The organism is Serratia sp. SM04, from assembly GCF_040280225.1.
Taxonomy (GTDB): domain Bacteria; phylum Pseudomonadota; class Gammaproteobacteria; order Enterobacterales; family Enterobacteriaceae; genus Serratia; species Serratia sarumanii.
In genome coordinates this window covers 669,554-684,358 of sequence record NZ_JBEOQT010000022.1, presented here as the reverse complement: position 1 = coordinate 684,358, position 14,805 = coordinate 669,554, and the positions used below count along the sequence as shown (strand labels likewise).

At 61.7% G+C, this 14,805-nt stretch carries 10 protein-coding genes; 4 read left to right on the top strand and 6 right to left on the bottom strand.

Going from position 1 to position 14,805, the window contains the following annotated elements; translation table 11 throughout:
• Positions 1-36: 36 nt before the first annotated feature.
• The 4 genes from ABTW55_RS23910 to ABTW55_RS23895 form a co-directional block, all read right to left on the bottom strand.
• Positions 37-1,515 carry an efflux transporter outer membrane subunit gene (locus ABTW55_RS23910; protein ID WP_060421107.1) on the bottom strand — a complete coding sequence of 493 codons (1,479 nt, stop codon included), beginning with the start codon at positions 1,513-1,515 and terminating at the stop codon, positions 37-39.
• The gene (locus ABTW55_RS23905) at positions 1,515-4,673 is read right to left on the bottom strand and encodes an efflux RND transporter permease subunit (protein ID WP_060431864.1); all 3,159 of its coding nucleotides are present in this window, start codon (positions 4,671-4,673) and stop codon (positions 1,515-1,517) included. The genes ABTW55_RS23910 and ABTW55_RS23905 overlap by 1 nt, the downstream gene beginning before the upstream one ends.
• Positions 4,670-5,830 carry an efflux RND transporter periplasmic adaptor subunit gene (locus ABTW55_RS23900; protein ID WP_274611386.1) on the bottom strand — a complete coding sequence of 387 codons (1,161 nt, stop codon included), beginning with the start codon at positions 5,828-5,830 and terminating at the stop codon, positions 4,670-4,672. The genes ABTW55_RS23905 and ABTW55_RS23900 overlap by 4 nt, the downstream gene beginning before the upstream one ends.
• Positions 5,831-5,985: 155 nt before the next feature.
• A complete protein-coding gene (locus ABTW55_RS23895; RefSeq protein WP_033634573.1) occupies positions 5,986-6,555 on the bottom strand; it encodes a DJ-1/PfpI family protein in 570 nt (189 codons plus the stop codon).
• A gap of 135 nt (positions 6,556-6,690) precedes the next feature.
• Here ABTW55_RS23895 and ABTW55_RS23890 point away from each other — a divergent pair, with 135 nt between their 5' ends.
• Positions 6,691-8,229, top strand: a complete 1,539-nt coding sequence (locus ABTW55_RS23890; RefSeq protein ID WP_060421102.1) for a long-chain fatty acid--CoA ligase — start codon at positions 6,691-6,693, stop codon at positions 8,227-8,229.
• A 43-nt stretch (positions 8,230-8,272) separates the two neighbouring features.
• On the opposite strand, the gene ABTW55_RS23885 is transcribed toward ABTW55_RS23890, so the two are convergent.
• Positions 8,273-9,547 carry a Glu/Leu/Phe/Val dehydrogenase gene (locus ABTW55_RS23885; protein ID WP_033653137.1) on the bottom strand — a complete coding sequence of 425 codons (1,275 nt, stop codon included), beginning with the start codon at positions 9,545-9,547 and terminating at the stop codon, positions 8,273-8,275.
• 604 nt (positions 9,548-10,151) lie between these two features.
• Here ABTW55_RS23885 and ABTW55_RS23880 point away from each other — a divergent pair.
• Complete coding sequence (locus tag ABTW55_RS23880; RefSeq protein WP_033648347.1) at positions 10,152-10,772, top strand: transcriptional regulator; 621 nt, start codon at positions 10,152-10,154, stop codon at positions 10,770-10,772.
• 48 nt (positions 10,773-10,820) lie between these two features.
• Here the strand turns inward: ABTW55_RS23880 and ABTW55_RS23875 are convergent, their stop codons facing one another.
• Positions 10,821-13,010, bottom strand: a complete 2,190-nt coding sequence (locus ABTW55_RS23875; RefSeq protein WP_060418687.1) for a TonB-dependent siderophore receptor — start codon at positions 13,008-13,010, stop codon at positions 10,821-10,823.
• A gap of 200 nt (positions 13,011-13,210) precedes the next feature.
• Here ABTW55_RS23875 and fes point away from each other — a divergent pair, with 200 nt between their 5' ends.
• Both fes and ABTW55_RS23865 read left to right on the top strand, forming a co-directional pair.
• Positions 13,211-14,518 (top strand): enterochelin esterase, encoded by a 1,308-nt coding sequence (gene fes / locus ABTW55_RS23870; RefSeq protein ID WP_230199934.1) that lies wholly within the window; start codon positions 13,211-13,213, stop codon positions 14,516-14,518.
• A 30-nt stretch (positions 14,519-14,548) separates the two neighbouring features.
• The gene (locus tag ABTW55_RS23865) at positions 14,549-14,773 is read left to right on the top strand and encodes an MbtH family protein (RefSeq protein ID WP_033648496.1); all 225 of its coding nucleotides are present in this window, start codon (positions 14,549-14,551) and stop codon (positions 14,771-14,773) included.
• Positions 14,774-14,805: the final 32 nt, after the last annotated feature.

The following is a 14,805-nucleotide window of genomic DNA, read 5'->3' as shown; positions in this document are numbered from 1 at the left end:
GTATCAGCAAGGCTAGAGCTTCCCATCGGGGGAAGGTCAAGGTTCATCGCCGATTTTTGCCGTCATGAACGAACCGGTCGCGCCGCGGCAATCGTTTTTTGCCGCCGCGCACGTCTCCCAGCCGCCGCCGAGCGCTTTGTAGATGCCCACCACGGCAAGCCGCTGACGCGTGCCGGCCTGCGTCAATGCGCGCCGGCTGGCGAAGTCGGCCCGTTCTGCCTCGAGCACCTCCAGATAAATGCCTTCGCCCGCGGCAAAACGCGTCTGGGCGAGCCGGGCCGCTTCGCGATTCGCCGCCGCCTCAAGTAACCGCAGATCCAACGTGCTGACCGCCTCAGCATAGGTTTTGAAAGCATCGTCCGTTTCGCGCAGCGCGCTCAGCACCGTCCGCTCGTAAATCAACAGTGCCTGTTGTGTTCGCGCCTCGCTGGCGGCGATCCGGGCGCGTACGCGCCCGATATCGAGAAATGCCCAGCGAATCACTGGGCTGATCACAGCGGAGAACGCACCGGCGCCAGTCAGCGCATCGAGGTTGCCGGCGACCAGCCCGATCGAACCTCGCGCTTCGATGCGCGGGTAGAGCGCCGCCGTTTCCACGCCAATCATGGCGGTGGCTGCCGCAAGTTCCCGTTCAGCCGCCACAATGTCGGCGCGCCGGGCGAGCAGGGCGCCGGGCGTGCCCACGGCGATCGTCCGCAGCACTGGCGGCTGGCTTCCCCATTCGGCGGAAGGGGGGCGGAATGTCTGGGGCATTTCGCCAAGCAGCGTCGCCAATGCGTTGACGGCGGCGGCTCGGCGGCGTTCCAGCTCTGGCGTCGCCGCTTCGACGTTGCGCAATAGCGCCTCGGCGCGCAATCGGTCGAATTCGCTGGCGGCGCCGGCGCTCATTTGTTTTTTTACCAGCACCAAACTTTCACGCTGGCTGTGGCTAATTTCGGCGACCATCTTAAGTTCGGCGTCTAAACCTCGCAGTTCTAGCCAGGTGGCGGCCACTTCCGCAGCGACGCCCGCCTGAACGCCACGCAGCAACGCTTCGCGGCTTCCCGCCAGCGCCTGAGCGGCCTCAATCGAGCGCCGAACGTGCCCGAAGAGATCGATTTCCCATGTCGAATCAATCGCACCGCGATAGGTTTGCGTATGGCGTGGCTGGGCGGCCAGCTTCTCCGCTTCACCCAGTCGACGCGTCTCATAACTCAGCGCGGCACCGGCGCGCGGCAGGAAATCCTGCCGTTGTTCACGCAACAGGGCTTTGGCTTCGTCTACTCGGGCGACGGCGATGCCGACATCATGGTTCGCCGCCAACGCTCGCTGAACCAAATCCGAGAGAGCAGGATCGTCAAAGAGGCGCCACCAGGCGAGTTCGACATTTCCGGCACTCAGCCCCGCCGGTGGTTGGCCGAAGCCGGCAGGGTGACGGGCGACGGGCGGCGAGTAATCGGGGCCCACCGCCGCACATCCGGTTAGCAAGGCGAGCGCGCTCAGCGGCAATAACAAGGTTCTACGAAGATTTTTCATCAGACTCGCTCCTTACGGCTGGCTTTGGCTTTGGCACGATATTGCTCGAATCGGGTCGCCAGGCCGCGAATCACGACATAAAAGACCGGCGTCAGGAACAGGCCGAACAAGGTCACGCCCAGCATGCCGGCGAAGACCGCCACCCCCATGGCATGGCGCATTTCCGCCCCCGCACCGCTGGCGAAGATCAATGGAATGACGCCGGCGATAAACGCGATTGAAGTCATCACTATCGGTCTTAATCGCAGCCGGCAGGCCTTAATCACCGCCTCGAGCGCGTTGACGCCTTCATCCTCCAGGCTGCGGGCGAACTCGACGATCAGAATGGCGTTTTTGGCGGCCAGGCCGACCAGCACAATGAGGCCTATTTGCACGAAAACGTTGTTGTCGCCGCCCAGCAGCCAGACGCCAATCATGGCGCTCAACAGACACATCGGCACGATCAGCAGCACGGCCAAAGGCAGTAGCCAGCTGTTGTATTGCGTGGCCAGAATGAGATAGGCGAGCAGCACGCACAGCGGAAAAATGAACAGCGCCGCGTCGCCCGCGAGCTTTTGCTGATAGGTGAGATCGGTCCATTCGACGGTCATGCCTTCCGGCAGCGTCTCTTTCGCCAGGCGCTCCATCAATGCGGCCGCCTGACCGGAACTGACGCCCATCGCCGCACCGCCCGAGATATCAGCCGATGGATAGCCGTTGTAACGAATGATGCGATCCGGGCCGGAGCCGGGCGTAACGGTGACAAAGGAAGACAGCGGCAGCATGTCGCCGGCCGCGTTGCGCACCTGCAGCCGGCCGATAGCTTCGGCCTGCATGCGATGGGCGGCATCGGCCTGAGCGGTGACTTTGTAGGTGCGGCCGAATCGGTTGAAATCGTTGATGTAAAGCGAGCCGAGGTAGATTTGCAGCGACTCGAACACATCCGCCAGGCTGACGCCCTGACTTTGCGCCTGAGTGCGGTCGATAACCACATCGAGCTGCGGCGCGTTGATATCCAGACTGGTCATCAGACCGGCGACCTGGCCCGATTCGGTGGCTTTCATCATCAGGATCCGCGTGTGCTCAACCAGGGACTCAAGCCCCGCGCCGCTGCGATCCTCCACCTGCATCTTGAATCCGCCGGTAGCGCCGAGACCGGGAACGGGCGGTGGCGGAAATACGCCGAGGAAACCATCGGGAATGTCGGCGAATTTCGCCTGCAGCCGACCGGCTATGGCGGAGGCGGCCAGATCGGGCGTGGCGCGATCTTTAAACGGATCGAGCATGACGAACATCACGGCGGCGTTCGGCACATTGACGAAGCCGTTAATCGACAGCCCCGGAAAGGCCACGACGCTTTCCACCCCGGGTTCCGCCAGCGCGATCTTCGACATCTGTTTAACGACCGCATCGGTGCGATCCAGCGAGGCCGAATTGGGCAGTTGGGCGATGCCGACCAGATAGTACTTATCCTGCATGGGCACGAAGCCCGGCGGAACGGCCTGGAAGCTGAAAAACGTCAGAACGAGCAGCCCGCCGTAAATAGCCAGCGCCATCCCGCGGACGCGCACCGTTTTACGCACGGCATTGGCATACGCGTCCGGCGCGCGTTGGAAAGGCCGGACAGCGGCTTGCAAGACGCGCCCAATGCGGCCGGGAGCGCGAGGTTTCGCCGGATGAGGCCGCAGCAACATGCCCGCCAGCGCCGGGCTGAGCGTAAGCGAATTGAGCGCCGACAGCAGGGTTGAAATGGCGATGGTCAGCGCGAACTGCCGGTAAAACTCGCCCTGTAAACCGCTCAGGAACGCTGTTGGAACGAAAACCGCGGCCAGCACCGAGGTGATGGCGACGATCGGCCCGGTGACTTCATCCATGGCGAGTCGCGCGGCTTGCTGCGGCGTTTTGCCGTTTTCGATGTGTCGTTCGACGTTTTCCACCACCACGATCGCGTCATCGACGACGATGCCGATAGACAATACCAAACCGAACAGGGACAGCGTATTGAGAGAGAAGCCCATCAAGTACATGATGGCGAACGTGCCGACCAGCGAAACCGGCACCGCGAGCAGCGGAATCAGCGAGGCTCGCCAGCTGCGCAGGAACACCACTACCACGATCACCACCAGCAGGATCGCTTCCAGCAGGGTCGTCACAACCGACTCGAGCGATGCCCGCACGAAAACCGTGGGATCGTAGGCGATCCGTGAACTGAGTCCGGCAGGAAAGTTGCCCTCCAGGCGCTTGACGGTCGCTCTGACCGCCTGAGCGACGTCCAGCGCGTTGGCGCCCGGGCTCTGAATGATTTGCAGCGCGACGGCCGGCTCGCCGTCGAGCAGGCTGCGCAGCGCATACGCATCGGCGCCCATTTCTATACGGGCGACGTCGCGCAAGCGGGTCACCCGGCCGTCGCTGCCGGTGCGGATGATGATATCGCCAAACTGTTTCTCATCGGCCAGACGGCCGAGGGTATTGACCGTAACCTGAAATGCGGCATTGGAATCGGGCGCCTGACCGACGGAACCGGCCGCCACCTGAACGTTTTGCTCGCGCACCGCAGCGATCACATCGCCGGCGGTTAGCCCGCGCGCGGCGATCAGATCCGGATCCAGCCAGAGCCGCATGCTGTATTCGCCGGCTCCCCAGACCTGGACATCGCTGACGCCCGGAATGCGGGACAGTTCATCACGAACCTGCAGATAAGCGTAATTTGAGATATAAAGCGGATCGTAGCGTTGGTCAGGCGACAGGAGATGCACCACCATCAGGATGTCCGGTGAGGTTTTCTGCGTCACTACGCCCTGGTGCTGTACCTCTGCAGGCAAGCGGGGTAACGCGCGCGCTACCCGATTTTGCACCTGGATCTGCGCCATGTCGGCATTTGTTCCCTGGGCAAAGGTGACGGTCAACGTCATTCGGCCGTCGGTCGCCGCCTGTGAAGACATGTAAAGCATGCCTTCGACGCCGGTGATGGCTTGCTCAAGCGGTGCGGCCACCGTTTCCGCGATCACTTTCGGGTTGGCGCCGGGATAAGACGCCGTCACTTGTACGGTAGGCGGCGTAACCGCAGGGTATTCGCTGAGCGGCAACTGGAATAACGCCACGGTGCCGGCGATCAGCGTCAAGATGGAGAGCACGATGGCGAAGATCGGGCGTTTAATGAAGAAACGAGGGAAAGTCATGTCGCGTCTCCCGCAGCGTTCAATTGCTCGATAGGCGCGCCGTCAATCTCGGCGGGCTGCGGCGTGATTGACATGCCGGGGCGCACCAGCCCTTTCACGACGATGCGTTCTCCCGGCCGCAGGCCGTGCTCTATCACGCGCAGTCCTTCAACGACCGGGCCAAGTTCAACGGGGCGGTATTCGGTTTTGTCATTCTCATCGACGACCAGGACATAGCGCCGGTTTTGATCGGTGCCAATCGATTGGTCGGCGATCAGGATCTTGGCCTGCGGCGCGCCGGTTTCCAGCTTGACTCTGGCGAACAACCCAGGTGACAGTCGCCCATCCGGGTTATCGATCACCGCGCGCAGGCGCACCGTTCCCGTCGTGCGGTCGGCGGTATTGGACTGGAAATCGACGCGCCCGCGCCGGGAATAGGTTTTGTCTGCAAGTAACGCCACCGATACCCGAATGTCAGGTGGCGCCGTTTTATTGCGCCACGCGGTCAACGATTGCAAATAGGTGCGTTCATCCACATCGAAATAGACGTGGAGTGGATCGATCGAGACCAGCGTGGTGAGCGGCGTGACGCCGCCGGTGACATAGTTGCCTTCGGTGACGAGCGTCTGGCCTACGCGTCCGGCAATCGGCGCGGTGACGCGGGTGAACTCCAGATCCAACTTTGCCGCCTCCCGCGCCGCTTTCGCTGCGTTGACCTGCGCATTGCTCGCTTTCATCATGGCGGTAGCCGAATCAAACCGATCGCGGGCGATAACGTTTTTATTGAACAACGTTTTAGCGCGCACATAGTCGGCCTGGGCTAGCGTAGAGGCGGCTTCCGCTTCTTGCAAACGCGCCGTCGCCTCGTTCAGCGCGGCTTGAAATGGCCGCGGATCGATGAGAAAGAGCGGGTGGCCTTTTTCTATCAGGCGACCTTCCGGCACATTTACCGCCAGCACATAACCGGCGACCCGAGGCCGCAACTCAACGTGCTTGACCGCGGCCAGCGAACCGGTGAATTCGGCAAAGGGCGTTATCGGGCGGACTAAAACATCAGCCACAGGAACACGGGGAGGCGGCGCAGGTGTCGCCGAAGACGGGTTTTCTTTGCAGCCGGCAACGGCGAAAGCGCCGTTTATCGCCGCTGCGATCAGGATTATGGTTTTGGCTTTCATCATTTGACCTTTCCTACCGAAGTCGACAGTGGAATTCACTGCGTGGAAGCAGTTCATCCCGCGTTATCCGACTTCCAACGTTGGGAAGGTCAAGCGATTTTTGGTTTATTGCAAAGGGGATGCCGCGTCGTCGCTATCTGGTGCGATCCCCTGAACGGCTATTTCTGCAGCACCTCGACGAACTTCGCCAGCCACTGCGGATGCGCCGGCCAGGCCGGGGCGGTGACCAGATTGCCGTCAACGTGCGCCTGATCGATGCCGATCTCCGCATAATGGCCGCCGCCCAGCCGCACTTCCGGCGCGCAGGCCGGGTAGGCGCTGCAGGTGCGGCCTTGCAACACCCCGGCCGCCGCCAGCAGCTGCGGGCCGTGGCAAACGGCGGCGATCGGCTTTTTCGCGGCGTCAAACGCCTGCACCAGCGCGATCACGTCGGGATTCAGGCGCAGGTATTCCGGCGCCCGGCCGCCGGGGATCAAGAGCGCATCGTAGTGCTCTTCTTTGGCGGTGGCGAAGTCGGCGTTCAGGGTGAAACGGTGGCCGGGTTTCTCGCTGTAGGTTTGCGCGCCGTCAAAATCGTGGATCGCGGTCATGATGTAGTCGCCGACGGCTTTGCCGGGGCACACGGCGTCCACCCAATGGCCGATCATCTGCAACGCCTGAAACGGCACCATGGTTTCGTAATCTTCGGCATAGTCACCGACCAGCATCAGGATCTTTTTCTTGCTCATGATCACAACTCCTGCGGGATGGGGATTGCCTAAGGTATAGCCCAGCGGCCCTGGGAATGCGAACCGCGAAGCGCCTATCTATACTCGTGATACTGCGGCGCTTTTCTCGCCGCTCAACCCCAGGGAGGATCCCCGATGCTGAATCTGGCTACCTTGCTTGAAGAGAGTGCGCGCACCTGGCCGGAACGGCCGGCGGTGATACAGGACGATGTACCGCTCAGCTATCGGGCGCTGAACGAGATGGCCAACCGGGTGGCGAATCTGTTGGTCGCGCGCGGCGTGCGGCGCGGTGAACGGGTGGCGCTGGCCTGCCCGAACCGGCCGGAGTTTCCGGCTGTCTATTACGGCATTCTCAAAAGCGGCGCGGTGGTGGTGCCGCTCAATATTCTGCTTAAGAGCGCGGAGTTCGACTATTACCTGGCGGATTCGGCGGCGGTGGCGCTGTTTTGTTTCGAGGGCAGCAGCGGCCTGCCGCTGGGGGAGGAAGCGCTGCGGGCGGCGGCAAAGGCGGAGCAGTGCCGTGAGGTGTTTATCATCGGCGATCGGTTGCCGCTCGAGGGGGAACGTTTCAGCGCGGCGATAGCCGCACAGGCTACCGAATTCGCTTCGGCCGCGACGCTCGAAAGCGACACCGCGGTGGTGCTGTATACCAGCGGCACCACCGGCCGCGCCAAAGGGGCGGAGTTGACCCACGCCAATCTGGTGCTTAACGCCTTGGGATCGGTGCGGCTGTTCGACGGTTCGGAGACGGCCCCCGATCGTCACCTGGTCACCTTGCCACTGTTTCATACTTTCGGCTCGACGGTGCAGATGAACGCCGGGTTCGCCGCCGCCGCCACTCTGGTGCTGGTCGAGCGCTTCGACGCCGCGCAGGCCATCGCGCTGATGCAACGGCACGGCATCACCTTTTTCGCCGGGGTGCCGACCATGTATTGGGCGCTGTTGAATGCGCTGGATGAACACACGGATATCGAAAGCTTGCGCAGCACGCTGCGTATGGCGGTGTCCGGCGGCGCCAGCCTGCCGGTGCAGATCCTGGAGGATTTTTCGCGCCGCTTCGGCGTCAACATTCTCGAAGGGTACGGGCTGTCTGAGACCAGCCCGGTCGCCACCTTTAACCATCCTCACCGCCTGACCAAGCCCGGCTCCATCGGCCAGCCGATCTGGGGCGTGGAGGTGCGCCTGCTCGACGCCACCGGGCAGCCGGTCGACGCTGTCGATCAGGTGGGGGAGATCGCGGTACGCGGCTACAACATCATGAAAGGCTATCTGAATCGCCCCGAGGCGACGGCGGAGGTGCTGGAAAACGGCTGGTTCCGCACCGGCGATCTGGCGCGCCGCGACGCCGACGGCTTCTATTTCATCGTCGATCGGGCCAAGGACATGATCATTCGCGGCGGGTTCAACGTCTACCCGCGCGAGATTGAAGAGGCGCTGATTCGCCACCCGGCGGTGTCGTTGGTGGCGGTGATCGGCGTCGAACATCCGTCGCTGGGCGAAGAGATCAAAGCGGTGGTGGTGTTGAAAGAGACGGAGGAGCCGATCGAGGAAGAAACGCTGATCGCCTGGAGCCGGGAACGGCTGGCGGCGTACAAGTATCCGCGCATCGTCGAGTTCGTCGAGCGTTTGCCGATGACCAGCACCGGTAAGGTGTTGAAGCGCTGTTTGCGCTGAGGAAAACCCGGCCTGCCGGGGCGGGCAGGCCGGGATACGGGCATCAACCTGGGTAGATGCCGCGCTCTTTACGTGCGGTCAGGATGCGCTCACAGGCCACGATATAAGCGGCGGTGCGCAGGCTGCACTCTTTCTCTGCGGCCTTGTTCCAGACGTGGACCATGGCGTCGGTCATGATCTTGTCCATACGCTCGTTGATCTCGGACTCGCTCCAGAAGTAGCTCGCCATGTCCTGCACCCACTCGAAGTAACTGACCGTTACGCCGCCGGCGTTACAGATAACGTCCGGAACCACGGTGATGTTACGGGAGCGCAGAATGTCGTCCGCCTCTGGGAAGGTCGGGCCGTTAGCGCCTTCCAGCACCAGTTTGGCGCTGAGGATTTCGGCACGCTCACGGGTGATTTGGCCTTCCAGCGCCGCAGGGATCAGGATGTCCATGTCGACCGACCAGAACGCTTCGCTTTCGATCTCGCTGGCGCCAGGGAAGCCGGCGATCTGCTTGTGCTTGGCCTGGTATTCGGTCAGCGCGGCCAGGTCGATGCCGTCGGCGTTAAACAGGGTGGCGGAGTGGTCCTGGATGGTGACGACGCGCGCGCCGACGCCAACGAACAGGCGAGCCGCTTCGCTGCCCACGTTACCGAAGCCTTGCACCGCCACTTTGGCGCCTTCGATCTGCACGCCCAGACGCTTGGCCACTTCACTGCCGGTGACGAACACGCCGCGGCCGGTCGCTTTCTCACGGCCCAAGGAGCCGCCGAGGTGGATTGGCTTGCCGGTGACCACGCCGGTGATGGTGGTGCCGTGGTTCATGGAGTAGGTGTCCATCATCCAGGCCATCACTTTGGCGTTGGTGCCGACGTCCGGCGCAGGGATGTCTTTCTGTGGCCCGATGATGAAGCCGATTTCGCTGGTATAGCGGCGGGTCAGTCGCTCCAGTTCGCCTTCAGACAGTTTGAACGGGTCGACGCGGATGCCGCCCTTGGCGCCGCCGTACGGCAGGTTGACCGCGGCACACTTGATGGTCATCCAGGCGGACAGGGCCATCACTTCGTTCAGATCGACGTCAGGGTGGAAGCGGATACCGCCTTTGCCCGGCCCACGCGACAGGTTGTGCTGTACGCGGAAACCTTCGAAGTGACGGATGGTGCCATCGTCCATCTGCAGCGGGATATCGACAATCAAAGCGCGCTTAGGGTGACGCAGCGTATCAACCCAGCGTGACAGCTCGCCGAGGTAAGGGGCGACGCGATCGATTTGTTGCAGATATGTAGCCCAAGCGGTGGTGCTGCTGTCTGAAGCGTAGGATAGCTTTTCCATAACCAACCTTTATATATTAGAGGTATTTATTTCGTTTAACCGTGGATTAGCAAGCGCATAACACTTTGCGACGCTAAATTTACCACTAATTATGCCGGTTGTTAGCCCCCCGCTCATCGGGCCAGCGGGCGGTTTTTCGCCGCCTGCAGGGCGATAAATGAATAGTTAATTACTTTTTGTCGGCAGTGAGCGAGCACATGCATAATTTATGCATGTAAAGCGCATAAAAACCCTTTTTATCTATTTTTCAGAAGCTTGAATGTGATCAAAAAGTTTCATTTTATTTAACAGCCATGTTGACAATGGCGTTTCCCCTCGGCAGCGTTAAAATCCTGTTAAAACGCCGTCTGCCGCCGTGTTTTACCTGGCAAAGAGGAGCATGATTCGAGGCTGTTTTAATGTGTTGCGGCAGAAGAGTGGGCTGAAAAGCTTATTCACCAGAAACGGACGGGTTACCGATCCCCGGCAAGGACAATAAAGGCGCTTGCGGCGCAGCCGTCGGTGAAGGAGACGCCAACGCCATCCACTCGGCAAGCGGCGGCAACTGCGGTATGCTAAGCGGCTGAACCGCAAACCAAACCGGGCTATACGGAGACCCCCCAGCGTGCCGAACTCTTCTTCTCAACTCGAACTTTTGCGCTCGGTCGCCGACGGCATCGCGGCGCTGTTTTTCCCGAATGCGGAAGTGGTGATCCACGATCTGGCCACCAACAAGATTGCCTATCTGGCCAACAACCTGTCGAAGCGCAAACCGGGCGATGACGCCGGGCTGGAGGACTTCGAGCTTGATGGCGGCGCCGGCGTGACCGGCCCCTATGAGAAGCTGAACTGGGACGGCAAAAAGATGCGTTCGGTGAGCATCGCCGCGCGCGACGAGCAGGGCAAGCCCAGCTATCTGCTGTGCATCAACCTGAGCACCGCGATGTTCGAGGACGCCCGCAACGCGCTGGACATGTTCCTGTCGGTCACGCGGCTGCAGCCACAGCCGCAACAACTGTTCAAAGATGACTGGCAGGAGAAGATCAACACCTTCCTGCACGACTGGCTGCGGCGCGAAAACGCCGCGCTCGGCGCGCTGAGCCGCGAACAAAAACGGCGGCTGGTCAGCGATCTCTATCATCAGGGGGCGTTCAAGGCCAAAAGCGCCGCGGACTACATCGCCAACGTGCTGTCGATGGGGCGCGCCACGGTGTACAAGCACTTGCGAGAATTGAAGCAGGAGTAAAGGCGGCGGGAAAGGTGGAAAATGGGCGGCGCTGGCCGCCCATTTTGGTTACCAGCGGTAGTTGACCGAAGCGATGATGCTGCGGCCGCTGCCGTAGAAGCAGGCATACTCGCCGCTGCAGGATGAAACGTATTTCTTGTCCGTCAGGTTCTGTACGTTGAGCTGGAGAGCCGCACCGCGCAGCGCAGACGAGGCCTGGCCAAGGTCATATTTCACCATGGCGTCGTACAGCGTGTAGTGCGGCACATCGTACTGGCCGATGGCGTCGGCCGGCGCATCGCCGATGTAACGCACGCCGCTGCCGACGGTCAGGCCGTTCAGCGCGCCGCTCAGGAAGCTGTAGCTGCCCCAGGCGGAAGCCGCGTGACGCGGGATGCCCGCCGGGCTGTGGCCGATTTCGTCCGCCGAGTTGGAGTCTTTGGTCACCACGTCGGTGTAGGTATAGGCGGCGGTCAGCTTGATCTCCGGCGTCGGCTGGGCATGTACTTCCGCCTCAATCCCTTTGGATTTCACCTCACCGATCTGCTCGTAGGCGGAGGTGAGACGGTTGTAAGACGCCACATTACGCTGGGTAATGTCGAACCAGGAGAGGGTCAGCAGGGTGTTGCCGCCCGGGATCTGGTACTTCACGCCCACCTCGGTTTGTTTGCCGGTGGTCGGCTTGAGCGGATCGGCGCCCGGCGCGCTCGGATACAGGTTAGGATCGAACGAAGTGCTGTAGCTGACATACGGCGAAATGCCGTTGTCGAAGGCGTAAAGCAGGCCCGCACGGCCGGTGAACTGGGCATCGTTGTAGGTCTGCTCCTTACCGCCGCTGGTGCGATCGCGGGTGTTGACCTGCGACCAGTCCTGACGGCCGGACAGCAGCAGGTTCCAGTTATTCCACTCCAGCTGGTCCTGCAGATACACCCCGACCTGATTCAGCGTCTTCAAATCGCTGGAAGCCAGCGCCAGCGTGCTGCCATCGATGCTGGGGCGAACCGGGTTTGCCCAGTCGATCGGGTAGTCGTTGCCGCGATCGCGATACATCTTCGAATCGATATGGCTGTAGCGGTAATCCAACCCGCCCAGCACCGTGTGCTTCACCTCGCCGGTGTCGAACAGCCCCTTCAGCTGGTTATCCACGCCAAACTCGTTGGTCATCTGCGTTTCATGCTGCGCCATGCGGGTGACGGTGTGGTCGTTGACCTTCGAGTTTACGTTATAAACCAGATATTTATAGTCTTCATCGCGGTGGGTGAAGCGCAGGTTCTGGGTAAACGACAGCGCATCGCTGAAGTTATGCTCGAGGCTGTAGCCGATCGACGCCTGCTCGCGCCGCGATCTGTTGAAGCTGGGTTCGCTGATGTTGAAGTCATAGGGCACATAGCCCGCGCTGGTCGAGAACAGCGTGCCGGCGCGCGGCAGGAAGTTGCGCGACCCGGCTTTCGGATCGTTCTGGTAGCTGGTCAGCAACGTAAAGCTGGTGTCTTCGTTCGGCAGCCAGGTGAAGGCCGGCGCGATGGCCACCCGTTGCTGCTTGCTGTCTTTGACAAACTCATGCTCGGTTCTGGCGATACCGTTCAGGCGATAAAACAGGGTGTTGTCGTCGTTGAGTTTGCCGCCGAAATCGAACGCCGTTTCCGCCAGATGGCGGTTGCCGGTGCTGAATTTGACTTCGTGAATGCTCTGGGCGGTAGGGCGCTTGCTGGTCATCACCACCACGCCGCCGGGGCTGACCTGGCCGTACAGCACGCCGGCCGGGCCGTGCACCATCTCCACGCGCTCCAGCAGCCAGGGATCGATCTGCCCGGCGCCGCCGTTTTGGCTCGAGAGGCCAAAGTGCAGGCCGTCGAGCAGCTTGGGCGCATAGCGGAAGCCGCGGCTGATCACTTCGTCATTGCGGTTGGAGTTACCGCGGTAGGTGGTGATCACTCCGCTGGTGTAGTTCAGCGCGTCGGCGACCGACGCCGGTTCCTGGTCGTTCATTTGCTCGCGCGTGACCACCGAGATGGACTGCGGCGTTTTGCGCAGAGCGGCGGCGGTCTTGGTGCCGGCGGCGCTCTCTTTGGCGACGATCCCTTTGACCGGCGCGGTCACGCTGTTTTGCGCGTCGGCGGTCACCAAAATCGTCTCATCCGCCGCGGCGGACGCGTGTGGCGCGAAGGGCAGTAAGGCCAGCGCCGAGCCCAGCAACAACCGCTTGGCGGCCGTCGCTTCCGCATTCGAATTGTCTATCCCTTTGTTTTTAATCTTCATTCTCTCTCCTGCATACCTGCGTTGTGTGTCATGCAACCCTGATAAACCCCGAAATATCGGCGAGCGGTCTTTACCCGTCGATACGGAAACGCCGTGTGCGCACGACGGTAAAAATCCGACAAATAGTATTGAAAACGATAATGAGTATCAATACGATTGTCAGGTTTTGTAAAAATCACTCATGTTATGTAAGGGGCGCTATGGAGTTTTTGCCGGAAAAGAGGCCAGGCAACGGTCATGAGGGATTGGCGGCGCAGTGGCTGCGTGAAGAGGCGGCGGGGCAGCCCGAGTGGTGGCAGAAGGTGGCCTCTCACGGCACGCCCATCGTCGAGCCGCACGATGACCGCCACGTCAAAATGACCTGGCTATGGCGCGATCCTGCCGGCGATGAGCGGTGCTCGCCGATTCGCCGCGTTTATGCCGATATCAACGGCATAACCGATCACCACAGCACGTCCCCCAGCAGCCTGACCAGGCTGCCCGGCACCGACGTTTGGTACGGCGCGGCCGTTATCGATCGCCGCTGGCGCGGCAGCTACAGCCTGATCCCCGTCACAGACCGGGATCTTCCTCCCGTCTTCAGCGACGACGAAACGCTGCGCGATCGCCAGCAGCGCGCCTGGTGGATTTCGCTGTTTCCACTGGCGATCGCCGATCCGTTGAATCGCCTCTCGCTGGGGCCTTCGCATCGTCCGCGCCCGGTTTCCCTGGCCCAGGGGCCGGATGCCGACGACCAAAGCGCCTGGCAGGCCGCCGATCGGCCGCTGGACGAGGCGCGGCTACAGCGTTTTCAGTGGCACAGCGAACGGCTCGGCACACAGCGGCGCGTCTGGCTGTATGCCAGCGGCGACGCGGCGGTGAAAGCGAATCGCCCGCTGGTGTTATTGCTCGACGGCCAAAACTGGATCGAAAGGCACGCGCTGCTGCCGGTGATCGAGAACGAAACCGCAACAGGGCGGCTGCCGCCCGCATGCTGGCTACTGATCGATGCGATCGACGGCGAACACCGGGAAAACGAGCTGCCCTGCAACGCCGCCTTCTGGCAGGCAATCATCGATGAGCTGCTGCCGCAGGCGCAGAAGCGCGAAGCGTTCAGCGAGGAAGGGGCGCGCACCGTCGTCGCCGGCCAGAGCTACGGCGGGCTGGCGGCGTTATATGCCGGCCTGCATTGGCCGGCGCGCTTCGGCCACGTGCTGAGCCAGTCCGGCTCCTTCTGGTGGCCTACGGTGCAATTCGTTACCCAGTTCGAAAAACGCCACGAACTGGAGGAAGGCTGGCTGATACGCCAGGTTCGGCAACGCGATGCGGCGGCGCCAGCGCTCAACGTGATCCAACAGGCCGGCGATCGGGAGGCGGATATCGAATTCGTCAATCGCCAGATGCACGAGGCCCTGACGGCGGCGGGGCACCGCGCCGACTACCGCGTGTTTTCCGGCGGACATGACGCGCTCTGCTGGCGCGGCGGCCTGGTGGACGGCGTACGCCAGCTGCTTTCCGGGATGGAATAACCCACACATTTTGACAGACAGGTAATGAAAATGACTCAGGAACAACAAAACCCGTTCGATGACGAAAGCCTCCGTTTCTCCGTTTTGGTCAACGCACAGCAGCAATATTCGCTGTGGCCGCAGTTTGCCGACGCGCCGCAAGGGTGGCGCGTGCTGATGGGGCCGGCGTCGCGCGGCGAATGCATCGACTACATCGAAACGCACTGGCAGGACATGCGGCCGGCGGCCTTGAAAGCGGCGGATGCGGCGCGTTAAGCGCCAGACAGCCACATCGATACATTCCGTTT

Coding starts and splice junctions, on each gene's coding strand:
- ABTW55_RS23910 (WP_060421107.1), bottom strand. CDS start 1,515: ATGAAAAATCTTCGTAGAACCTTGTTATTGCCGCTGAGCGCGCTCGCC.
- ABTW55_RS23905 (WP_060431864.1), bottom strand. CDS start 4,673: ATGACTTTCCCTCGTTTCTTCATTAAACGCCCGATCTTCGCCATCGTG.
- ABTW55_RS23900 (WP_274611386.1), bottom strand. CDS start 5,830: ATGATGAAAGCCAAAACCATAATCCTGATCGCAGCGGCGATAAACGGC.
- ABTW55_RS23895 (WP_033634573.1), bottom strand. CDS start 6,555: ATGAGCAAGAAAAAGATCCTGATGCTGGTCGGTGACTATGCCGAAGAT.
- ABTW55_RS23890 (WP_060421102.1), top strand. CDS start 6,691: ATGCTGAATCTGGCTACCTTGCTTGAAGAGAGTGCGCGCACCTGGCCG.
- ABTW55_RS23885 (WP_033653137.1), bottom strand. CDS start 9,547: ATGGAAAAGCTATCCTACGCTTCAGACAGCAGCACCACCGCTTGGGCT.
- ABTW55_RS23875 (WP_060418687.1), bottom strand. CDS start 13,010: ATGAAGATTAAAAACAAAGGGATAGACAATTCGAATGCGGAAGCGACG.
- fes (WP_230199934.1), top strand. CDS start 13,211: ATGGAGTTTTTGCCGGAAAAGAGGCCAGGCAACGGTCATGAGGGATTG.
- ABTW55_RS23865 (WP_033648496.1), top strand. CDS start 14,549: ATGACTCAGGAACAACAAAACCCGTTCGATGACGAAAGCCTCCGTTTC.